Annotated in this window: 6 protein-coding genes, 1 tRNA gene and 4 pseudogenes; 8 read left to right on the forward strand and 3 right to left on the reverse strand. The window is 75.6% G+C overall.

What is annotated here, in order from left to right:
- Positions 1-275: 275 nt before the first annotated feature.
- From LUW75_RS01770 to LUW75_RS01800, 6 genes and pseudogenes are all read left to right on the forward strand, one after another.
- Positions 276-1,855: pseudogene (locus tag LUW75_RS01770) on the forward strand (vWA-MoxR associated conflict system protein).
- A pseudogene (locus LUW75_RS01780) lies at positions 1,852-2,783 on the forward strand (MoxR family ATPase). The pseudogenes LUW75_RS01770 and LUW75_RS01780 overlap by 4 nt, the downstream one beginning before the upstream one ends.
- Complete coding sequence (locus LUW75_RS01785; RefSeq protein ID WP_250334050.1) at positions 2,776-6,297, forward strand: SAV_2336 N-terminal domain-related protein; 3,522 nt, start codon at positions 2,776-2,778, stop codon at positions 6,295-6,297. Before LUW75_RS01780 ends, LUW75_RS01785 begins: the two are co-directional and overlap by 8 nt.
- On the forward strand, positions 6,189-7,805 hold the full coding sequence (locus LUW75_RS01790; protein WP_250334051.1) for a NaeI family type II restriction endonuclease: 1,617 nt from the start codon (positions 6,189-6,191) through the stop codon (positions 7,803-7,805). Before LUW75_RS01785 ends, LUW75_RS01790 begins: the two co-directional genes overlap by 109 nt.
- A gap of 458 nt (positions 7,806-8,263) precedes the next feature.
- Positions 8,264-9,637, forward strand: a pseudogene (locus tag LUW75_RS01795) (DUF7507 domain-containing protein); the annotation flags it as partial.
- A 1,537-nt stretch (positions 9,638-11,174) separates the two neighbouring features.
- On the forward strand, positions 11,175-11,762 hold the full coding sequence (locus LUW75_RS01800; RefSeq protein ID WP_250334052.1) for an LOG family protein: 588 nt from the start codon (positions 11,175-11,177) through the stop codon (positions 11,760-11,762).
- 202 nt (positions 11,763-11,964) lie between these two features.
- Here the strand turns inward: LUW75_RS01800 and LUW75_RS01805 are convergent.
- Positions 11,965-12,038: transfer RNA gene (locus tag LUW75_RS01805), tRNA-Pro, on the reverse strand.
- A gap of 138 nt (positions 12,039-12,176) precedes the next feature.
- On the opposite strand from LUW75_RS01805, the pseudogene LUW75_RS01810 reads away from it, so the two are divergent.
- Positions 12,177-12,701 (forward strand): annotated as a pseudogene (locus LUW75_RS01810) (DUF309 domain-containing protein).
- Between the two features lie 37 nt (positions 12,702-12,738).
- Here LUW75_RS01810 and LUW75_RS01815 read toward each other — a convergent pair.
- Complete coding sequence (locus LUW75_RS01815; RefSeq protein ID WP_250334053.1) at positions 12,739-13,119, reverse strand: DUF488 domain-containing protein; 381 nt, start codon at positions 13,117-13,119, stop codon at positions 12,739-12,741.
- Positions 13,120-13,465: 346 nt separating this feature from the next.
- Positions 13,466-14,845, reverse strand: coding sequence for a carbohydrate-binding protein (locus tag LUW75_RS01820; RefSeq protein WP_250334054.1), 1,380 nt, complete (start codon positions 14,843-14,845; stop codon positions 13,466-13,468).
- Positions 14,846-15,313: 468 nt separating this feature from the next.
- On the opposite strand from LUW75_RS01820, the gene LUW75_RS01825 reads away from it, so the two are divergent.
- On the forward strand, positions 15,314-17,533 hold the full coding sequence (locus LUW75_RS01825; protein ID WP_250334055.1) for an NADP-dependent isocitrate dehydrogenase: 2,220 nt from the start codon (positions 15,314-15,316) through the stop codon (positions 17,531-17,533).
- Positions 17,534-17,540: the final 7 nt, after the last annotated feature.

A 17,540-nucleotide genomic window follows, 5' to 3' on the forward strand; every position in this document is an offset into this window, starting at 1 on the left:
TCGACGCGGGCGACGCGGGGGCGGTGCTGGTCGTGGCGCTGCTCGGCCACGGAATGGCCTCCGGGGCGGGGCTGTACTTCATGGCGGGCGACTCGCTGGCGGAGGCGCCTCTGACGGCGGTGGACGTGGGGTCGCTTCTGACACAGGCGCTGGACACCCGGGGCCTGGCGGGTGTCATCGCCATCGTGGACACGTGCCACGCGGGGAACGCGGTGCCGGATCTGAAGTCCGTCGCCAACGGCATCCGGCAGGGCGACACGCGGTTGTCGCTCCTCATGGGCTCGGGTGCGGCGGAGGAGGCGTACGGGCTGCGGTTCAGCCGGACGCTGGTGAGGGTGCTCCGGGAGGGGCTGCCCTCGGCGGGCGGGACCCTGGCCCCGGACGCCGTCGTGGAGGCCGTGCGCGGCGACGGCGGCACGGCGGGGCAGGCGATCCTGCGGGCCGAGTTCGACGGGGCGCGTTTCGGGTCCGGTCCACTGTGGCTGGCCCGCAACCCCCGGCACGCGCCCGCCGCGGGCGCGTTGCTGGGCCGGGTCGGGGCGGAGGAGCTGACCCGGGCGGTCGCCGCGGTGGACGGGGCGCCGCCCGCCGGGCCGGTGACCACGGCCCGGGACCTCGACGCGGTGCGGTGCGCCCTGGTGGCGGCCCCGCCGTCCCCCGCCCGGGAGTGGGCGCTCGACGTGGTGGACGCGCTGGACGCCGCGGCGCGGACCGTCGGCCTGCTCGGCGCCTGGCCCGGGAGACCGCTCACGTCGGGGCTCCTGCGGCGGACGTTCACCGCGGCGTGCCCCGGCCCCGTGCAGTCGCCGCCCGCCGCGTCGGGCACGGACCTGCTGCGCGACACCGTCGAGCACCTGCTGCTCCGGGCGCCGACGGCGGGGGACGGCGGCTGGGGCCGCTCGTCGACTTCGTGGCGCTGCTGGCGCACGGGACGGGCGTGGAGCCGGGGACGCCCGCCGTGCGCGGCTGGGCGGCGGCCCTGGGAGCGGTGATCGACCTGAACGACGCGTTCGAGCGGCTCGCCGACCGGACGCGTGAGACGCGGCTGCGACTGGTGGTGAGCCTGCACGCGGCCGTCGGCGACGAGTGGCCGGAGTCGCTGGCGGCCTGGCTGCTGGACGGCGGGGAGGTGTGCGACCGCGAGGAGTTCGCGTGCAGCCCGGACCGGGCCGGTGTGGAGCTGCGGTTGGGCGCCGTGCTGCGGTGGGCGTCCCGGCTGGCCGCCGCCGTGGACGTACCGCTGCGCCGGGTGGAGGTCGCCGCACCCGCCGCGCTGCTGCTGCAGTGGCGTCCGGAGGAGACCGACTTCGGGATGCGGCTGGGTGCCGAGTACGACGTCGTCCTGCGGTGGAGCGACCGCATCCAGCCGCCCGACCACCTGTGGTGGATCAACGACCGGGCGCGCCGGACGCTCCGCGCCATGGAGGAGGGCGGTCCCGACGGCACGCGGCTGGAGTGGCTCGGCGAGACCGACACCCGGCAGGTGCGGGAGCTCCGCGACCGGCTGCTGGGCGGGCCGCGCACGCGTGCGGTCGCGCTGGAGCACCGGCCGCCGCACCTCGGCGACCTGTTCGAGACGCTGCTCGCGTCGTCCCCCATCGTGCTGTGGCCGGACGAGGAGGCCCACGGCGTCCCGACCGAGGCGCGCCGCTACCTGGACGCGTACTGGCACCTGCTGCCCGGTGAGTTCTGCCGGGCGTACCGCGACCGGTGGAGCGGCCGCCCCGCCCCGGCCTCCGGTCGGGCGGGGCGGAGGCACCTGGCGCGGATGCGGACCGTGTGGGACGACGCGGAGTGGCTGGAGTTCTGCAGGTGGTTCGAGCAGTTCACGACGGATGGGGAGAGTCCCGCATGACCTGGCAGCCTTTCTACGCGGGGACCGGAACGCCGCGCGAGCGGGTGGAACTGGCCCCGCCGCCGCCGTGGCGGGTGTTCCCCCGCAGCTCCCTGCACGAGCAGTTCGTCCCCCGCGGGGCCTGGTGGAGGCGGTGAACGCCGCGCTGCTCCTGCGCCGCCCCCTGCTGCTGACCGGCCCGGCGGGATCGGGCAAGTCCACGGTGATCGAGCAGGTCGCGGTGGAGCTGGGCCTGGGTCCGGTGCTGCGCTGGCACATCACGTCCCGCAGCGGCCTCACGGACGCCCTGTACCGGTACGACGCCCTGGGCAGGATCCACGCGCAGCGGCTGGAGGGGCCGGACGGCGGCGACGACATCGCGCCGTTCCTGCGGATGGGCCCCCTCGGCACGGCGCTCCTGCCGACGCGCCGGCCCCGGGCGCTGCTGGTCGACGAGATCGACAAGAGCGATCTGGACCTCCCCAGCGACCTGCTGGACGTGCTGGAGCGGGGCGAGTTCGAGATCCCGGAGCTGGCCCGGTACGGCAGGGACGTGGTGGCCGTCCGGGAGTGGGGCGGCGACGCGTACCACGAGGTGACGCGGGGCCGGGTGCGGTGCACGGAGTTCCCGTTCATCGTGATGACCAGCAACGGGGAGCGGGACTTCCCGGCCGCGTTCCTGCGCCGGTGCATCCGCTTCACGATGCCGATGCCGACGCCGGAGACCCTGCTCAGGGTCGTCGCGGCACACCTGGGCGCCGACACGGCGCGGTCGGAGGCGGCCGGAGAGCTGGTGGAGACGTTCGTCGGGCGGCTCACAGCCGGCGAGAGCCTCGCCGTGGACCAGCTGCTCAACGCCGTCCACCTGCTGACCGGGGACGGGGCACCGGACGACGAGCGGCGGCAGGCCGTCGTGGACCTGCTGCTGCGGGAGCTGTCCCGTGCCTGACGCGCTGGGCCGGGTCCTGTCCGCACTGCGCGCGGCCGTCCCGCACCTCGACCCGGCCGAGGACGGCGGCGCGGGGCCCGGCGGGCTCGACGGTACGGCGCTGGCGGAGGCCCTCTGGCTGGCGGCCGCGATGGCGCGCGACCGCCCGGCGCCGCCCGCGCCCGCTCCGCCGCCGTCCGCGGCCCCGGGGGGCGACGCGCCCGCGCCGAGGGGGGCGGATCCGGAGCGGCCGCCGCGAAGACCGCCGGAGCGGCCGCACGCGCCGGCGTCCTCCGACGCGGCGGCGCCCCCCGCCGACGCGCGCGGGCTGCACGAGCGGCTGCCCGGGGCGGGTACGCGGTTGCGCGGCCACGCCGTGGCGGCGCCCCGCGCCACGGGACTGCCCCGCGCGCTGGAGGTGACGCGGGCGCTGCGGCCGTGGAAACGCCCCTGGCCGGAGGGGCGGCGCGCGGCACTGGACATCGAGGCGACCGTGGAGGGCTACGCCCGCAGCGGTGAGCTGCTTCCCGTGTTCTCCGCCGCTCCCGAGCGGTGGTTCGACCTGACGCTGGTCGTCGACCGCTCCCCCAACATGCGGGTGTGGGAGGAGACCCTCGACGACTTCACCGCCGTCCTCGACCGGCTGGGTGCCTTCCGCACGCTCCGGGTGAGGGACCTGCTGTTCGACGGGGCCGGTCGCCCGCAGGCGCCGGGCCAGCTGCGCCAGGCGGACGGGCGGCGGCTGGTCGTCGTCGTGTCCGACTGCGTGTCCGCACCGTGGCGCACGTCGCCCGTGTGGCGGCTGCTGCGGGAGTGGGCGGCCACGACGCCCACGGCACTGCTGAACCCGCTCCCGGCGAAGCTGTGGCGGCGCGGCGGGCTGGACCTCCCCACGGTCCGGTTCACGCCCGCCGCACCCGGCGCCCACCGCAGCCGCCTCCCCCACGCGGCCCCCTCGCTGCTCGGCCTCCCCGAGCCGGCGGGCGCCCCGCGCGGCGGCACGCCCGCCGGCGGGGACGCCGACCGGCGCGAGGCGGGGGCGTGGCTGCCGGTCCCGGTGCTGTCGCTGTCGCCGCACTCGCTGGACCGCTGGTCGCGGGCCGCGATGCGCGGCGCTCCCGAGGGCTGCACGGCCGTCCTCGTCCCGCCGGGCGGGCGGCCTCCGGGCCGGCCCCGGAGGCGCGCCGTACCGCTGCCTCCCGGCACGGCCGCGGAGGGCTTCCTCCGCACGGCCGCCCCCCGGGCGGTGCGGCTCGCGGTGCTGTGCGCGCCGTTCGACCGGCTCAGCCTGCGGCTGCTGCACGTGATCCGGCGGGAGCTGGTGCCCGACGCGACGACCGCCGACGTGGCGGAGGCCGTGACGAGCGGGCTGTTCGAGCTGGAGCAGCCCTCCGGCGGTTCCGGTCCGCTGGAGCTGCTCCTGCCCGAGGAGGTCCGGGCGGTCCTGCGGAGACGGCTCCCGGCGCACGAGGCGTGGCGGGTCCACCAGGCCCTCGACCGGCACGTGGCGTCCCTCGGCGACGGCCGGCCGGGGCTGCGTTCGGTGGCGTACGACGCGTCCGCACCCCGTGAGCTGCCCGCCGAGCAGGAGGCGTTCGCCCGGGCGTCCCGGCAGACGCTGGAACTGCTGGGGCTGGCGGTGCCCGGGGAGAGGGTGCCCGCGTCCGGCGGGGACGGGGAGGGGCGCGGGCCCGGCGCGTCCGGCGTGTTCCCGCCCCCGCCCGAGAGGTTCGTCCGACGAGAGCACGCCGCCGACTCCCTCCTCGCCCGGCTCGTGGACCCGGCCGCCGGGACCGTGTGGGTGACCGCGGCCGGGGACGGCCCCGGCGCGGGCAGGACGGCACTGGCGCTGCACGTGGCCCACCGCTTCCCCGGCGAACGGCACTTCGTGGACATGCGTGGTTCGGGCGACCACCCCGTGCCGCCCGAGGCGGCGCTGCACCGTCTGCTGTCCTCCCTGGGGGCGTCCGGCGGTGAGGAGGCGCGGGGCACCGAGGAGCTGGCAGCCGCGTTGGCGGAGGCGGTCGGTGGGCGGCGTGTGCTGCTCGTCCTCGACGACGTGCCCGAGCCCGCGCGGATGGAGCGGCTGCTGCCGTCCGCACCCGGCTGCGCCGTGCTCGCCACGACCCGGGGGGACGTGCCGCAGGGGTACCGGTTGGCGTCCCTGTCCGACCACGGGGCCGTGGAGCTCCTCGCCGCCTGGGCCGGCCTGCGGGAGCACGGGGAGCACGCCGCCCTGCGGGAGCTGACGGCCGGCCGCGTGCGGCAGCCGCTCACCCTCCGGATCGTCGGCTCCTGGATCGCCTCGGGTTCCGCGCCGTCCCTGCCCGAGCTGTCCCGGCTGGCCCACGAGGTCGGGCCCGGTGCGGTGCGTCCGTTCCCGGAGGAGGACCCGGCCGCCGTCCTCCTCCACCTGCGCCTGCGGGCCCTGCCGGACCGGGAGCGGGAGGCGCTGCGCCGCTTCGCGTTCGTACCGACCGGGGAACTGACCCGCACCGAGGCCTGGGCCCTCCTGGGGGACGACCGGGCCGCCCGCGCGGTACTCGGCCGGCTGGCCGCGGCGGGCCTGCTGGACCGGCGGGGCGCCGGGGTGTACCGCATGCCGGAGGAGGTGCGCCGCGAAGTGGGCCGGGAGGGCGGGTACGAGGTGGCGGCGGAGCCGTACCTCCGGCGGCTCGTCAGCCACCACCTCACCCGCGCCGCCGCGCTGTACGAGGAGGACCACCCCGGCTCCGCCCTCGCGGAGAACCTGCGGGTGCGGGCCGCCGGCGCCGCCGACGACCCCGCCTCGCGGCACGTCTGGCTCGACAACGCCCTGGTGCTGGCCGCCACGGCCGGCGTCCTGCCGCCGGAGCGCCTGGCGGACCTGTTGCTGCTCCTCCACGCCCGCGGCGCCTCGGCCGCCCACCGGTCGCGGTTCGAGCGCGCCGCGAGGGCCGTGATCCGGGTGGCCTCCGGGCGGTCCGAGGGGGCGGTGCTCCGCCGGTCCGTGGCGGCCCTGGCCCTGGCGCGGTACGCCGCCGGGGCGGTCGCCGACGCCGCGGCGGCGCTGGAGGGGGTGGCAGAGGAGGAGTGGGAGCGGGACGGCGCCCTGCGCGGACCGGTGAAACGGCTGGCCGGGCAGCTCGCCGCGGCGAGGGGTGCCCCGGCCGAGGCCGAGGGGTTCCTGCGGCGGGCGCTCGACGCCTTCCGCGCCGACGGCGACCGCTTCGGCACGGCGGCGGCCTGCCTGGACCTGGCGTCGGTCCTCGTCCGCCTCGGCCGGGCCGACGAGGTGCTCCCGATCGTGCGGGAGGCGCTCGGCTGCTACGCCGACTCGGTCCCCCACCCCCTGATGCGCGGTGCCCTCCTGGCGCTGGAGGACGCGCTCGCGGAGGCCGGTCGGCACCGCGAGTTGCTCGCCGTGCGCAGGGCGCTCCTCGCCCAGTGCGAGACGGAGGGCGGGGACGCCTGCGCCGAAGCCCGGCTCCTGATCCGCATCGCGCGGACCCTGATCGCACTCGGCGAGCACGCCGAGGCCCGGGGGTCGCGCTGAGGGCACTGGAGCAGCTGGACGGCCCCGGCACGGAGGCGGACGGGGAGGAGGCCCGGCGGCTGCTCGACGCCGCGTTCGAAACGGATGCCGGCCCTCCCGGCCCCCCGGTCATCGTCGCCGTCGGGACGGACGGTGATCACCTGGCGACGGGTAAGGCCCTCTCGCTGGCCCTGGTCTCCCTGAACGAGAGCGGCGTACCGGGGCTGTCGGGCCACCGACTTCTGGTCGAGGAGGACCGGTGCCTGCTGTTCCTGCCCCCCGGTGTCCCGCTCGACGCGCTGCTCGGCGGGCTGGCGGAGCGGCTGCCGGACGAGCTGGAGGCCGCCGGGCGGCACCCGGCGGCGCGCCTGGCCGTCCACGTGGGCTCCACCGGCGGGTCCGGCGCGGAGGAGGCGCAGTCCGGCCCGGACGTGCGGCTCACGGCGGCCATGCTGGGATCCTCGGAGTTCCGGGCGCTCTGCGAGAACTTCCCCTTCCACCCCGTCCTGTGCGTCTCGCCCGAGGCGTTCGGCCGACTCGGTCCCCGGGACGGCGCCGGGCTCGTGGCCGGGCGGTTCGTGCCGCGCGAGGTCACCTGGACGGACGGCCGGGTGGTGTGCGTCGTCCTCGCTCCGCACCTCGACCTGTCCGTGTACGACACCGAACTGCTCATGCTGGCCCGGCTGTTCAACGACCTCGACCCGGACGGTCGGGCGATGGCGGCGGCCGTGCGGGAGTCCCTGGACGCGGTGCTCGACCCGGAGGGCACCGGCCGTTACGACGCGGTGGGGCTGGACGACCGGGAAAAGGCCCTGATCGGGCCGCGGCTGGAGCTGGCGCTGCGACGCCTGTTCCCCGCCGCGCCGCCGTTCCGGCTGAGGCTGTCCCTGGGCGGCGCCCGGGGCTGGGCCTCGTCCTCGCGGGCCGAGCACGGCGACATCTGCCTGGTCGTCCGGGTCCACGACGCGCACGCCCGCTGGTCGGCCGGTCTGCTGCGGATACGCCCGGAGACGGCGGTCGCGCCGGTGCGCCGGGACGCGGCGTCACCGCTCGCCGCGGAGGCGTGGTCGGCGGTGCTGTGGCTGCGCCGCGGCGCGCCGCTGCCGGAGAACGTCCTGCTGCGCCTGTCCGAGGCGGACCGCGCCGCGGTCCTGGCGCCCGGGTCCGCGGTGGACCGCACGGCGGAGCTGTTCCGGCGGGTGCGGGGGCGGCCGGTGCCCGAGGCGGCGCTGCGGGCCGTGACGCGGCGCCGCGACGGCGCCCGCCTGGTCCGTGAGGCGGCCGCGGTGCTCCGGGGGGAGGGTGTGCTGGTGGTGGGCGGCAACCGGCGGGGGCGGGAGCTGGCCGGGGCGCTGCGGATCCCGGTGCCCGACGCGGACGCGTACGTGAGCGTGCGGTTGACCCGCCGCCGCCCGCACCACGACGGGCCGTCGGTCCTCGCGGGGGGTGTGGCCTGGGTGGTGGCCGGTCCGGGCGATCCGGCGGAGCCGCTCCCGCAGGACCTGCCGCCCCCCCGGCGGCCCAGATGACCCGGCGCCGGGAGTCGGTGGCCGGGGGCGGAGGCCGGATCGCAAGCCCGCGGGCCGGGTCCCCTCCCCGCGGGTGCCGGCGGGGGGTGGCGGGCGGAGGGCGGCGCGGTGGCCCGGCCGTCAATGCGCCGTAGTGCAGGTTCAGTCACCCGGGTGAAGGGGCGAGACGATTATGAACCTCTTTTCGGCCAATCACGTCGATACGATCGATCGGCGTGGGATGTGTGGGATCCGAGCGTTCCGACAGCCGCCGTCCGGGTGGGTGGCGGACCATGCGTTTACCGGAAAGTATGCCCGCAAACGCATGGTGGGGGGCTGGCCGGGATGAGCCAGCGACGGCTTTCCGTCGGTTCCGATCTGCGCTGTCCTTCCCGGGCTGCCGGTGGCCGGTCCGGACCCGCACGGGTTCGGACCGGCCACCTGTACGCCCCAGTCACATCGAACCGAGGGGGACAGCCGTGTCCACACCCGCCCCACTCCGTGTAGCACTGATCAACGGCAGCTTCGAACGGCCCGCCGTCACCGGGTACGAGATCCTTCCCGACGCCTCCCAGTCCCAGGCGCCCAAGCACGTCCCCGGCTGGCGCACCACCGCCACCGACCACATGATCGAGCTGTGGCACTCCGGGTTCCTCGGCGTACCCGCCGCGCACGGCGTGCAGTTCGCCGAACTGAACGCCAACCAGGTCTCCACCCTCTACCAGGACCTGCCGACCACCCCGGGGTCGAAGCTGTACTGGCGGCTGTACCACCGCGGGCGCAACGGGCAGGACACCATGGCGCTGGACATCGGCGCACCCGGGGCGGTGGTGGAGCAGCGGCGGTTCACCGACGGCAACACCGCCTGGGGCTTCCACACCGGTACCTACACCGTCCCACCCGGGCAGACCATGACCCGCTTCGCGTTCCGCTCCATCGCGGCGGCCGGCGGCAACCAGGGCATCGGCAACTTCCTGGACGGGGTCTTCTTCGGCACCGCCCCGCACGTGGTCCTCACCAAGAGCGCCATCCCGGAGGGGCCGCTGGAGATCGGTGACGTCATCACCTACCGCATCACGGCGAGAAACGAGGGTGGCGGTGCGGCCGAGGCGCTGACCCTGACCGACGTGATCCCGCCCGGTACCACCTACGTGCCCGGCTCCCTCCACATCGTGGAGGGCCCCAACACCGGGCCGAAGACCGACCAACCGGGGGACGACCAGGCGTACTTCGACGCCGCACAGAACCGGGTCGTCTTCCACCTCGGCGAGGGCGCCACCAGCGGGCAGTCCGGAAGTCTGCCCAACACCGAGACCCTGCCCGGTGGGACGACGGTGGAGTACCGGGTCAGGATCGACCAGGCCAGTGCCGGCGGCCAGGTCGCCAACACCGCCACCGCCACCTACGAGAACCGCCTGGGCCCGACCCCGGAACCGCTGACCGCCACTTCCAACGAGGCGGTCACCCGGGTCCGCCCGGCAGCCGACCTGTCCGTGGTCAAGGCCGCGGACGCCACCACCGTCACCGTCGGCCAGACGGTCACCTACCGGGTCACGGTCCGCAACGCCGGCCCCAACCAGGCCACCGGGGTCACCGTCGCCGACCAACTCCCCGACGGGCTCGCCTTCCTGTCCGCCGCCGCCACCGCCGGCGCGTACGACCCCGCCACCGGCCTGTGGACCGTCGGCGACCTCGCCGAGGGCGCCACCGCCACCCTCACCCTCCAGGCCAAGGCCACCCGGACCGGATCGGTCGCCAACGCCGCAACCGTCCACGGCAACGAAACCGACCCCGACAGCGACGACAACACCAACAGCGTCACCGTCTGCGTCGAGGCCGCCGCCCCCTGCTGCGGCACCCCGGGCCGTGGACCCTGCGGACCCTGCCCGCCGACGATCGACCCCGCCCCCTGCAACGCGCTGACCTGCACCCCCAACGGCCTGCTGGTCCCCCGCACCGACTACACCGGTCTCACCGGGTCCCGGGTCCCCGCCGTCGGCACCGAACGGTCCGTCGACATCGACGTGACCGTGGACGGGGACTGTCCCAGGACCGTCACCGTCGGCGCACGCCTCACACCGTGGGCCGGCCAGAGCGGCTTCACCCCGGACGTCGACATCAACATCCTCCCAAGGCCGCTCGAGGAGTGGTTCGACGTGCCGGACACCGACCTGACGCTGCCCGAGGCGGGCAGGTACGCCATCGACCTCGACGCGCGCGCACGGATCGCCGCCCGGCTCCCGCACTGGTCCAACGTCAGCTTCCGCGTCTTCGACGTGACGGCGAACGCGCCGGTCCCGGGAACGCAACTCTGGACGGTGGGCATGGCGTTCTTCGGGCCGAGCCCGGGCAACGAGATGGCCGTCGACGACTCCGCGCACCTCAGCAGGCTCTACACGGTGGACGGCCCGAGGACCCTGCGCGTCCAGGCGCGCCGCCGGCAGCACGACCGCCCGGACCTCGACCTCCAGCCCGCCATGGAGACGGACATCGTCGGGTACACCGGCATCCGCGCCATCAAGATCAACGACTGAGGCGTACCCCGGCGGTCCACCGGGACGACGAAGACGACAGGAGGAGGACCGAAGTCCCGGCGGCCCCGGCCGCCGGGACCGGGGCGACGACACGCCCCGGTCCGGCACCCCGTTCCGGCCGCGCAACGCTGCCGGGACCGAAGCGTTCCGCGGCCACGGGGCGTCCGTCGGCGACGGCCCGTCCCGCCTCGGCCGGGAACCGGTTCGCCGCCCGGGAGAACGGCCCACGGGAGAAGGTTCCGGGCCCGGGGTACGTCCCACCCCGGCCCCCTGCCCAGCGCGGCCCCCTCCAGCGGGCCCGCTTCGACGGCCGCTCCCCGCGGACGTGTCCCGCGTTCGGCGTCGAGACCTCCGGCAAGGCCACGACGGGGGCGACCCGGACACGTCGTCCCGCCCCCGTAGGCCTCGCCACCCCGCTCGGCCCCGTCGTCACTTCCGTGTCGGCCGCCGAGCCGGCCCCGGAAGGACGTGCCCCCTTCTTCGCCGGCCGCGCTACAGCCGCCTGTCCGTTCGCGTGGCTTCGCCGCTGTCGACGTTGGGGGACGTCTGGACCTGCTCCCGTCCAGACCGCTGTGGGTGGAACGGCGGCTTGGGCAAAACCCTCTTCGCTGCAGGCGCCGGGCTTCGAGCCGAGCGGAGGCGCGCTCACCGGACATGCAGGCGGACGCGGGCCGGGGAGGCGCCCGTCGCTCCTGGTCGGCTTTTCCGGAAAGGGAGCCTTGGCTCCTCGGTCGCGGCGTGGCCACCGGCCGCCCAACGGAGCCGCGAACCGCTCCGTGGGCCCTTTCCCAGGAGAGTCCTGGTCGGCGCCGAAGTGTTTGTGGTAGACCGGGGGCCGTCGCAACCGTTCTCGGAGATGTTCATGCGCCGCCTCGCCGTCTTCCTCGCCTCGTCCAGCGGCCACGATCCGGCGCACGCCGAACTGGCTGCCGGCGTGGGCGCGGAGCTGGCCCGGCGGGGGATCGGTCTCGTCTACGGCGGTGGCCGCCGGGGGCTGATGGGCGTGGTGGCGGACAGTGCGCTGGAGGCGGGGGGCGAGGTCATCGGCGTCATGCCGCGCAGCATGGTCGAGCGGGAGTGGGCACACAAGCAGGTGACGAAACTGCTCATGTGCGACTCGATGCACGAGCGCAAGGCGCTCATGACCCGGTACGCCGACGCCTTCGTCGCCCTGCCCGGCGGGCTCGGCACCCTGGAGGAGGTTTTCGAGGTGTGGTCCTGGCGCCAGCTCGGTTTCCACGCCAAGCCCGTCGGCTTCCTCGACGCCGGAGGCTTCTGGACACCGCTGCTCGACGCCCTGCGCGGCATCGCCGACTCCGGCTTCCTCCCCGCATCCACCCTGGACGACCTCGCCGTCGCGCCCGACCTGCCCGGTCTGCTGGAGATGCTGGAGGAGCGGCTGCGTGGTGCCCCGCAGCCCGCGCACGGAGAGGGTCTGCGGTAGCCCGGCCGGGACCGCGGTGATGCAGGCGACGGCCGGATGACACGGTCCGGTCGTGAGGCGTTGCCCTCCGGTGTACGGAGGAGGCGTACGCGCACCTGCCGGATCGTGATCTCGCGGCCGAGGAGGAGACGCTGGTCCCCAAAACGATCGGGAGCCGGTTTCGAGTACCTTCGAAACCGGCCCTGACCTGCGGCTTCGCAAGTCGGGACGACAGGATTTGAACCTGCGACCCCTTGACCCCCAGTCAAGTGCGCTACCAAGCTGCGCCACGTCCCGATGCGCTCAGCCCCGGTCACCGCCGGGTGAGTGCGCAAGAGAACACTACCTCACCGCGCGGGCAGGTCCGAAAGGACACGGTGGGCGCGGGCGGCCCGGGCGCCGGAGCCGCCCGCGCCGGGCGGGGACAATGGACGGATGGACGGGATCCGGAGGGACCGCGACGCGGAAGGGCGCGCCCGCAGTGCGCGGCCCCGGGACGGCCTGGGCAGACCGCTGCCGTACGGGGTCCCGGGGGTGGAGCGGCAGCCCGAGGGGTGGAGCGCTCCCCCGAGGGGAGCCTGCGGGAGGCACAGCGGCTGCTGGACGCGGGACTGCCGTTCCACGCGCACGAGGTCCTGGAGGACGCCTGGAAGGCGTGCGGTGGGACGGTCCGGGAGCCGGAGCGCGAGCTGTGGCGCGGGTTGGCACAGCTGGCGGTCGGGCTGACGCACGCGGCGCGCGGCAACGCCGCGGGCGGGGGGCGGCTGCTGCTGCGCGGAGCGGAGCGGATCGGTCCGTACGGGGGAGGAAGGCGGCTCCCCGGGGCCGTACGGGATCGACGTGGACGGTCTGACCGCGTGGGCGCAGGGGCTGGCGGAGCGGCTGCGCGGGGACGCGGGGGGCGCCCCGGGTCCGGGGGTGGACCCGGTGGCGGAGGCGCCCCGGCTGACGGCGCGCTAGCCGGACCGGTGGGGCGGGGCCGCGGGGAGGAGCGCGGTCATCCGCCGCCGAGTCGGTCGCGCAGGACGGCGGCGTGGCTGCGCTCGGGTTCCCTGGCGGCGGTCAGCAGGGTGAGCGGTCCCCGCCTCGCGAGCTCCCGGATGCCGTCGAGGGCCTCGGCGGCCTCGGGTGCGGCGAGCTCGGTCTCGTACCGGCGCCGAAACTCCTCGAACACCTCGTCGGACGCGGCGCCGGCCGCGTGGAACCAGCGGCGCAACCCGGTCGACGGGGTGACGGGCCTGGGCCACCGGTCGACCCGCGCGTCGGCCTTGGCGAGTCCGCGCGGCCACAGCCGGTCGACGAGCACCCGTGTCCCGTCGCCGGGCTCGGAGGGCTCGTACACCCGGCGCAACCGGACGCGGGGCGCGGAACGGCTCACGTCCCCAGCGTCCCCTCTCCCCCGCCCCCCGGCAACGCCTGCCGGCCGCCGGGGCGGCCTCGTCGCCCGGTGGCCGGATGGCCGGATGGCCGGATGGCCGGATGGTCCGCGCTTCGCGGCCGGCGTGCCGACCGGGGCCGACACGCCGGTACGGGGAACGGCACAGGAGCCGGAGCGGCGGAACGCCGACCGCACGGCGGCGGGGAGGCGGAGGGGCGGAACGGGGCCGGGAGGCGCGGTGCCGGGGGCGGGACCGCCCCTTCGGCGCCGCCCGCCCCCGCGAGGGGCGGGCGGCGGGGTCCGAACGGCCGGCGGCCACGGCGCCTTCGCGGCGGAGACCCCGCGCCTACACGCGCTGCCAGAGCGCCGGCACGTTCGGCGGCTCCCAGCCCGCCCTGGCCTGGTGCGGCTGGAGGCAGCGGTAGGTCGCGCCGTCGTACGCGACCTGGTCGCCGGCGCCGTACACGGTGCCCGTCGCCCACGTGCCGCCCGGTTCGGCCGGTGGCGCGTCCGGCCCCGACCCGCCGGGGTCCGCGGTGGTGGTGAGGGTGAGCCCGTACGTCCGCAGGATCGGGTTGATCGGCTGGTGGTACGTCGTGCCGCCCGACCGGCAGTCGCCGGAGCCGCCCGAGGTGACGCCCTGGGCCTGGCTGCCGGAGACGAACGAGCCGCCCGAGTCGCCGGGCTCGGCGCACACCGACGTGCGGGTGAGGCCGCTGACGGTGCCCTCCGGGTAGGTGACGCTCGCGCCGTGCTGCTGGATCGTCCCGCAGTGCCAGCCGGTGGTGGATCCCGACCGGCAGGTCGACGCGCCGACGACGGCCTGCGTCGAACCGGTGACCGGCACGTTCTGGCCGTCCGCTCCCCTGACGTACGGGGTGGCGCGCCAGTCGGCGTTCGCCGCCACCCACGCCATGTCGCGGCCGGGGAAGACCGACCCCTGGAAAATGCCCTGCGGGACCCCGTTGAAGCCGCTGGTGACGGTGCCCACGCGACCGCAGTGGCCGGCGGTGGCGAAGCCGTGCCGGGCGTCCCTGGTGACGGAGAAGCCGACCGAGCAGCGGCTGCCGCCGCTCGTGTAGTACGCGTCGCCGCCCCGGATGTCGTACACCGGGCGCGGCCGCTCGGCGGACGCCTCGACGCGGACGAGGGCCCGGTCGACGCCCGCGGCCTTCAGGAGGGACTCGGCGGCGGCCCGCCTGACCGCCCGGAGGGTGACGGAGTTGGTGCGCACGTCGACGTACCAGACGGGTACGTCGAGGGTGCCGGTGCGGGCCGCGGCACGGTCGAGGGCGTCCTTGGCGGTGTCGAGCGCGGCCAGGGTGTGGCGGACGACCACGGCCTCGGCCCCGGCCTCCCGGATCGCGGGGGCGTCGGCCGGATCGGTGGTGGCGACGGTGAGGGTCGCCGACTCCGCGCCCCTCACCCAGGCGCCCGCGTAGTCCGCGCCGAGGGTACCGCCGAGGCGGCCGGCCACCGCGCCGGCCTCGGCCTCGTTCACCATGCGCCGCTGGGCCTGGGAAGCGGTCAGTCCGAGGTCCCGCTGCATCGCGGCGAGTACGCCGGGGGACGGCTGGTCGGCTCCCATGCTCACCGCAGCCGGCGGCGGGGTGGTGGCGGGCGGAGCCGGCGCGGCGGCCGCCGCGCCGGGGAGCACGGCCGGCACGAGTGCGCCGACGGCCGCGGCGGTGGCGGCCCACACGGCTCCGGCGTGTCTGTGGAGCATCTGGTGTTCTCCTCGGTGTCGGTGGGGTCCCGAAACCGTAGGTCTTGCCGAAAACGTCTCAGGAAATGTCGTTTCGCCCCCCGTTCGGCGTTACGGGAGGGGCGGAGCCCTCCAGGCGGCGTAATCGCGGCCGCGGACCGCCGCCGACGCGACCGGCACCGCGGGCGCCGGCCGGGTCCGGCACCGGGACGTACGGGAGGCGGCGCCGCGGGTTCCGGTCACGACGCGACCGGGGACGCACCCGTCCGGCGCCGGACGGCGACCGGCGCCTCGGGTTCCGGCCGGGGGCGGAGGGGGCGCGCCCGCGTCCCCGCGTCACCCCGCCGGCCGGTCCGGGCGGCGCCCGGACCCCGGGGCCGCTTCGGGGAGGGCCGCTCCGGCAATCCGCGGGAGGGGTCTGTCGAGAGGGGGTCGGTCACGAGATATCTTGATGTCGAGCAATGTTACAGACGTGGAGCGGAGCACCCGGTGACTGACTCGACCATCATCTACACCCACACTGACGAGGCCCCGGCCCTGGCGACGTACTCGTTCCTGCCCGTGGTCCAGGCGTACGCCTCGGCGGCCGGCGTCAGCGTCGAGACCCGCGACATCTCGCTGGCGGGGCGGATCATCGCCTCCTTCCCGGAGCACCTCCAGGAGGGCCAGCGCATCGACGACGCGCTGGCCGAGCTCGGCGAGCTGGCCAAGACCCCCGGTGCCAACATCATCAAGCTGCCGAACATCTCGGCGTCGATCCCGCAGCTGAAGGCCGCCGTCGCGGAGCTGCAGGAGAAGGGCTACGCCCTCCCGGACTACCCGGACGACCCGAAGACGGACGAGGAGCGCGAGATCCGCGCCCGGTACGACAAGGTCAAGGGCAGCGCCGTCAACCCGGTCCTGCGCGAGGGCAACTCCGACCGCCGCGCCCCCGCCTCGGTCAAGAACTACGCCAAGGCGCACCCGCACCGCATGGGCGCCTGGACGGCCGACTCCAAGACCAACGTGGCGACGATGGGTGCCGACGACTTCCGGTCCACCGAGAAGTCCGAGGTGATCGCCGAGGACGACACGCTGCGCATCGAACTGGTCGGCGAGGACGGCACGGCGACGGTGCTGCGCGAGTCCGTGCCGGTCCTGGCGGGCGAGGTCGTGGACGCTTCGGTGATGCGCGTCGGGGCGCTGCGCGCCTTCCTCGCGGAGCAGGTCGCCCGCGCCAAGGCCGAGGGCGTGCTGTTCTCCGTCCACCTGAAGGCGACGATGATGAAGGTCTCCGACCCGATCGTCTTCGGCCACGTGGTCCGGGCGTTCTTCCCCAAGACCTTCGCCGCCTACGGCGACGTGCTCGCCGGCGCCGGCCTCAGCCCGAACGACGGCCTCGGCGCGATCCTGAAGGGCCTGGAGTCCCTGCCGCAGGGCGAGGAGATCAAGGCGTCCTTCGACGCCGAGCTGGCCGAGGGCCCGGCCCTCGCCATGGTCGACTCGGACCGCGGCATCACCAACCTGCACGTGCCGAGCGACGTCATCGTCGACGCCTCCATGCCGGCCATGATCCGCACCTCCGGCCACATGTGGGGCCCGGACGGCAAGGAGGCCGACACGCTCGCGGTCCTCCCGGACAGCAGCTACTCCGGCGTGTACCAGGCCGTCATCGAGGACTGCCGCGCCAACGGCGCCTTCGACCCGGCGACCATGGGCTCCGTCCCGAACGTCGGCCTCATGGCGCAGAAGGCCGAGGAGTACGGCAGCCACGACAAGACCTTCGAGATCGCGGCGCCGGGCACGGTCCGCGTGGTGGACCGGGCCGGCCGGGCCGTCCTGGAGCAGCCGGTGAACCGCGGCGACATCTTCCGGATGTGCCAGACGAAGGACGCTCCGATCAGGAACTGGGTGAAGCTGGCCGTCACCCGCGCCCGCGCCACCGGCGCCCCGGCCGTCTTCTGGCTGGACGAGGGCCGCGCCCACGACGCGCGGCTCGTCGAGAAGGTCAGGACGTACCTGTCGGAGCACGACACCGAGGGCCTCCGCATCGAGATCATGCCGCCGGTGGAGGCGACCAGGTTCTCCCTGGAGCGCATCCGCCGCGGTGAGGACACCATCTCCGTCACCGGCAACGTGCTGCGCGACTACCTGACCGACCTGTTCCCGATCCTGGAGCTCGGCACGAGCGCCAAGATGCTGTCGGTCGTCCCGCTGATGAACGGCGGCGGCCTGTTCGAGACGGGTGCCGGCGGCTCCGCCCCGAAGCACGTCCAGCAGCTGGTCAAGGAGAACTACCTGCGCTGGGACAGCCTGGGCGAGTTCCTCGCGCTGGCCGTCAGCTTCGAGCACCTCTCGCAGGTCACGGGCAACGCCCGCGCCAAGGTCCTGGCCGACACCCTGGACCGCGCCACCGCGACCTTCCTCGACGAGGACAAGTCCCCGACCCGCCGCGTCGGCGGCATCGACAACCGCGGCAGCCACTTCTACCTCGCCCTGTACTGGGCGCAGGAGCTGGCGCGGCAGACCGAGGACACCGTGCTCGCGGAGGCGTTCGCACCGCTCGCGAAGACCCTCACCGAGCAGGAGGGCGCGATCGTCGAGGAGCTGATCGCGGTGCAGGGCCGGCCGGCCGACATCGGCGGCTACTACCGGCCGGACCCGGAGAAGGCGTCGGCGGTCATGCGCCCGTCGCAGACCTTCAACCGGGCCCTGGCGTCCCTGGGCTGACCCCGTA

This window comes from Streptomyces sp. MRC013 (assembly GCF_023614235.1).
GTDB lineage: Bacteria > Actinomycetota > Actinomycetes > Streptomycetales > Streptomycetaceae > Streptomyces.

Excerpts from the sequence above, each read along its gene's own strand:
- LUW75_RS01820 (WP_250334054.1), bottom strand. The coding sequence starts at position 14,845 with ATGCTCCACAGACACGCCGGAGCCGTGTGGGCCGCCACCGCCGCGGCC.
- LUW75_RS01800 (WP_250334052.1), top strand. The coding sequence starts at position 11,175 with ATGTTCATGCGCCGCCTCGCCGTCTTCCTCGCCTCGTCCAGCGGCCAC.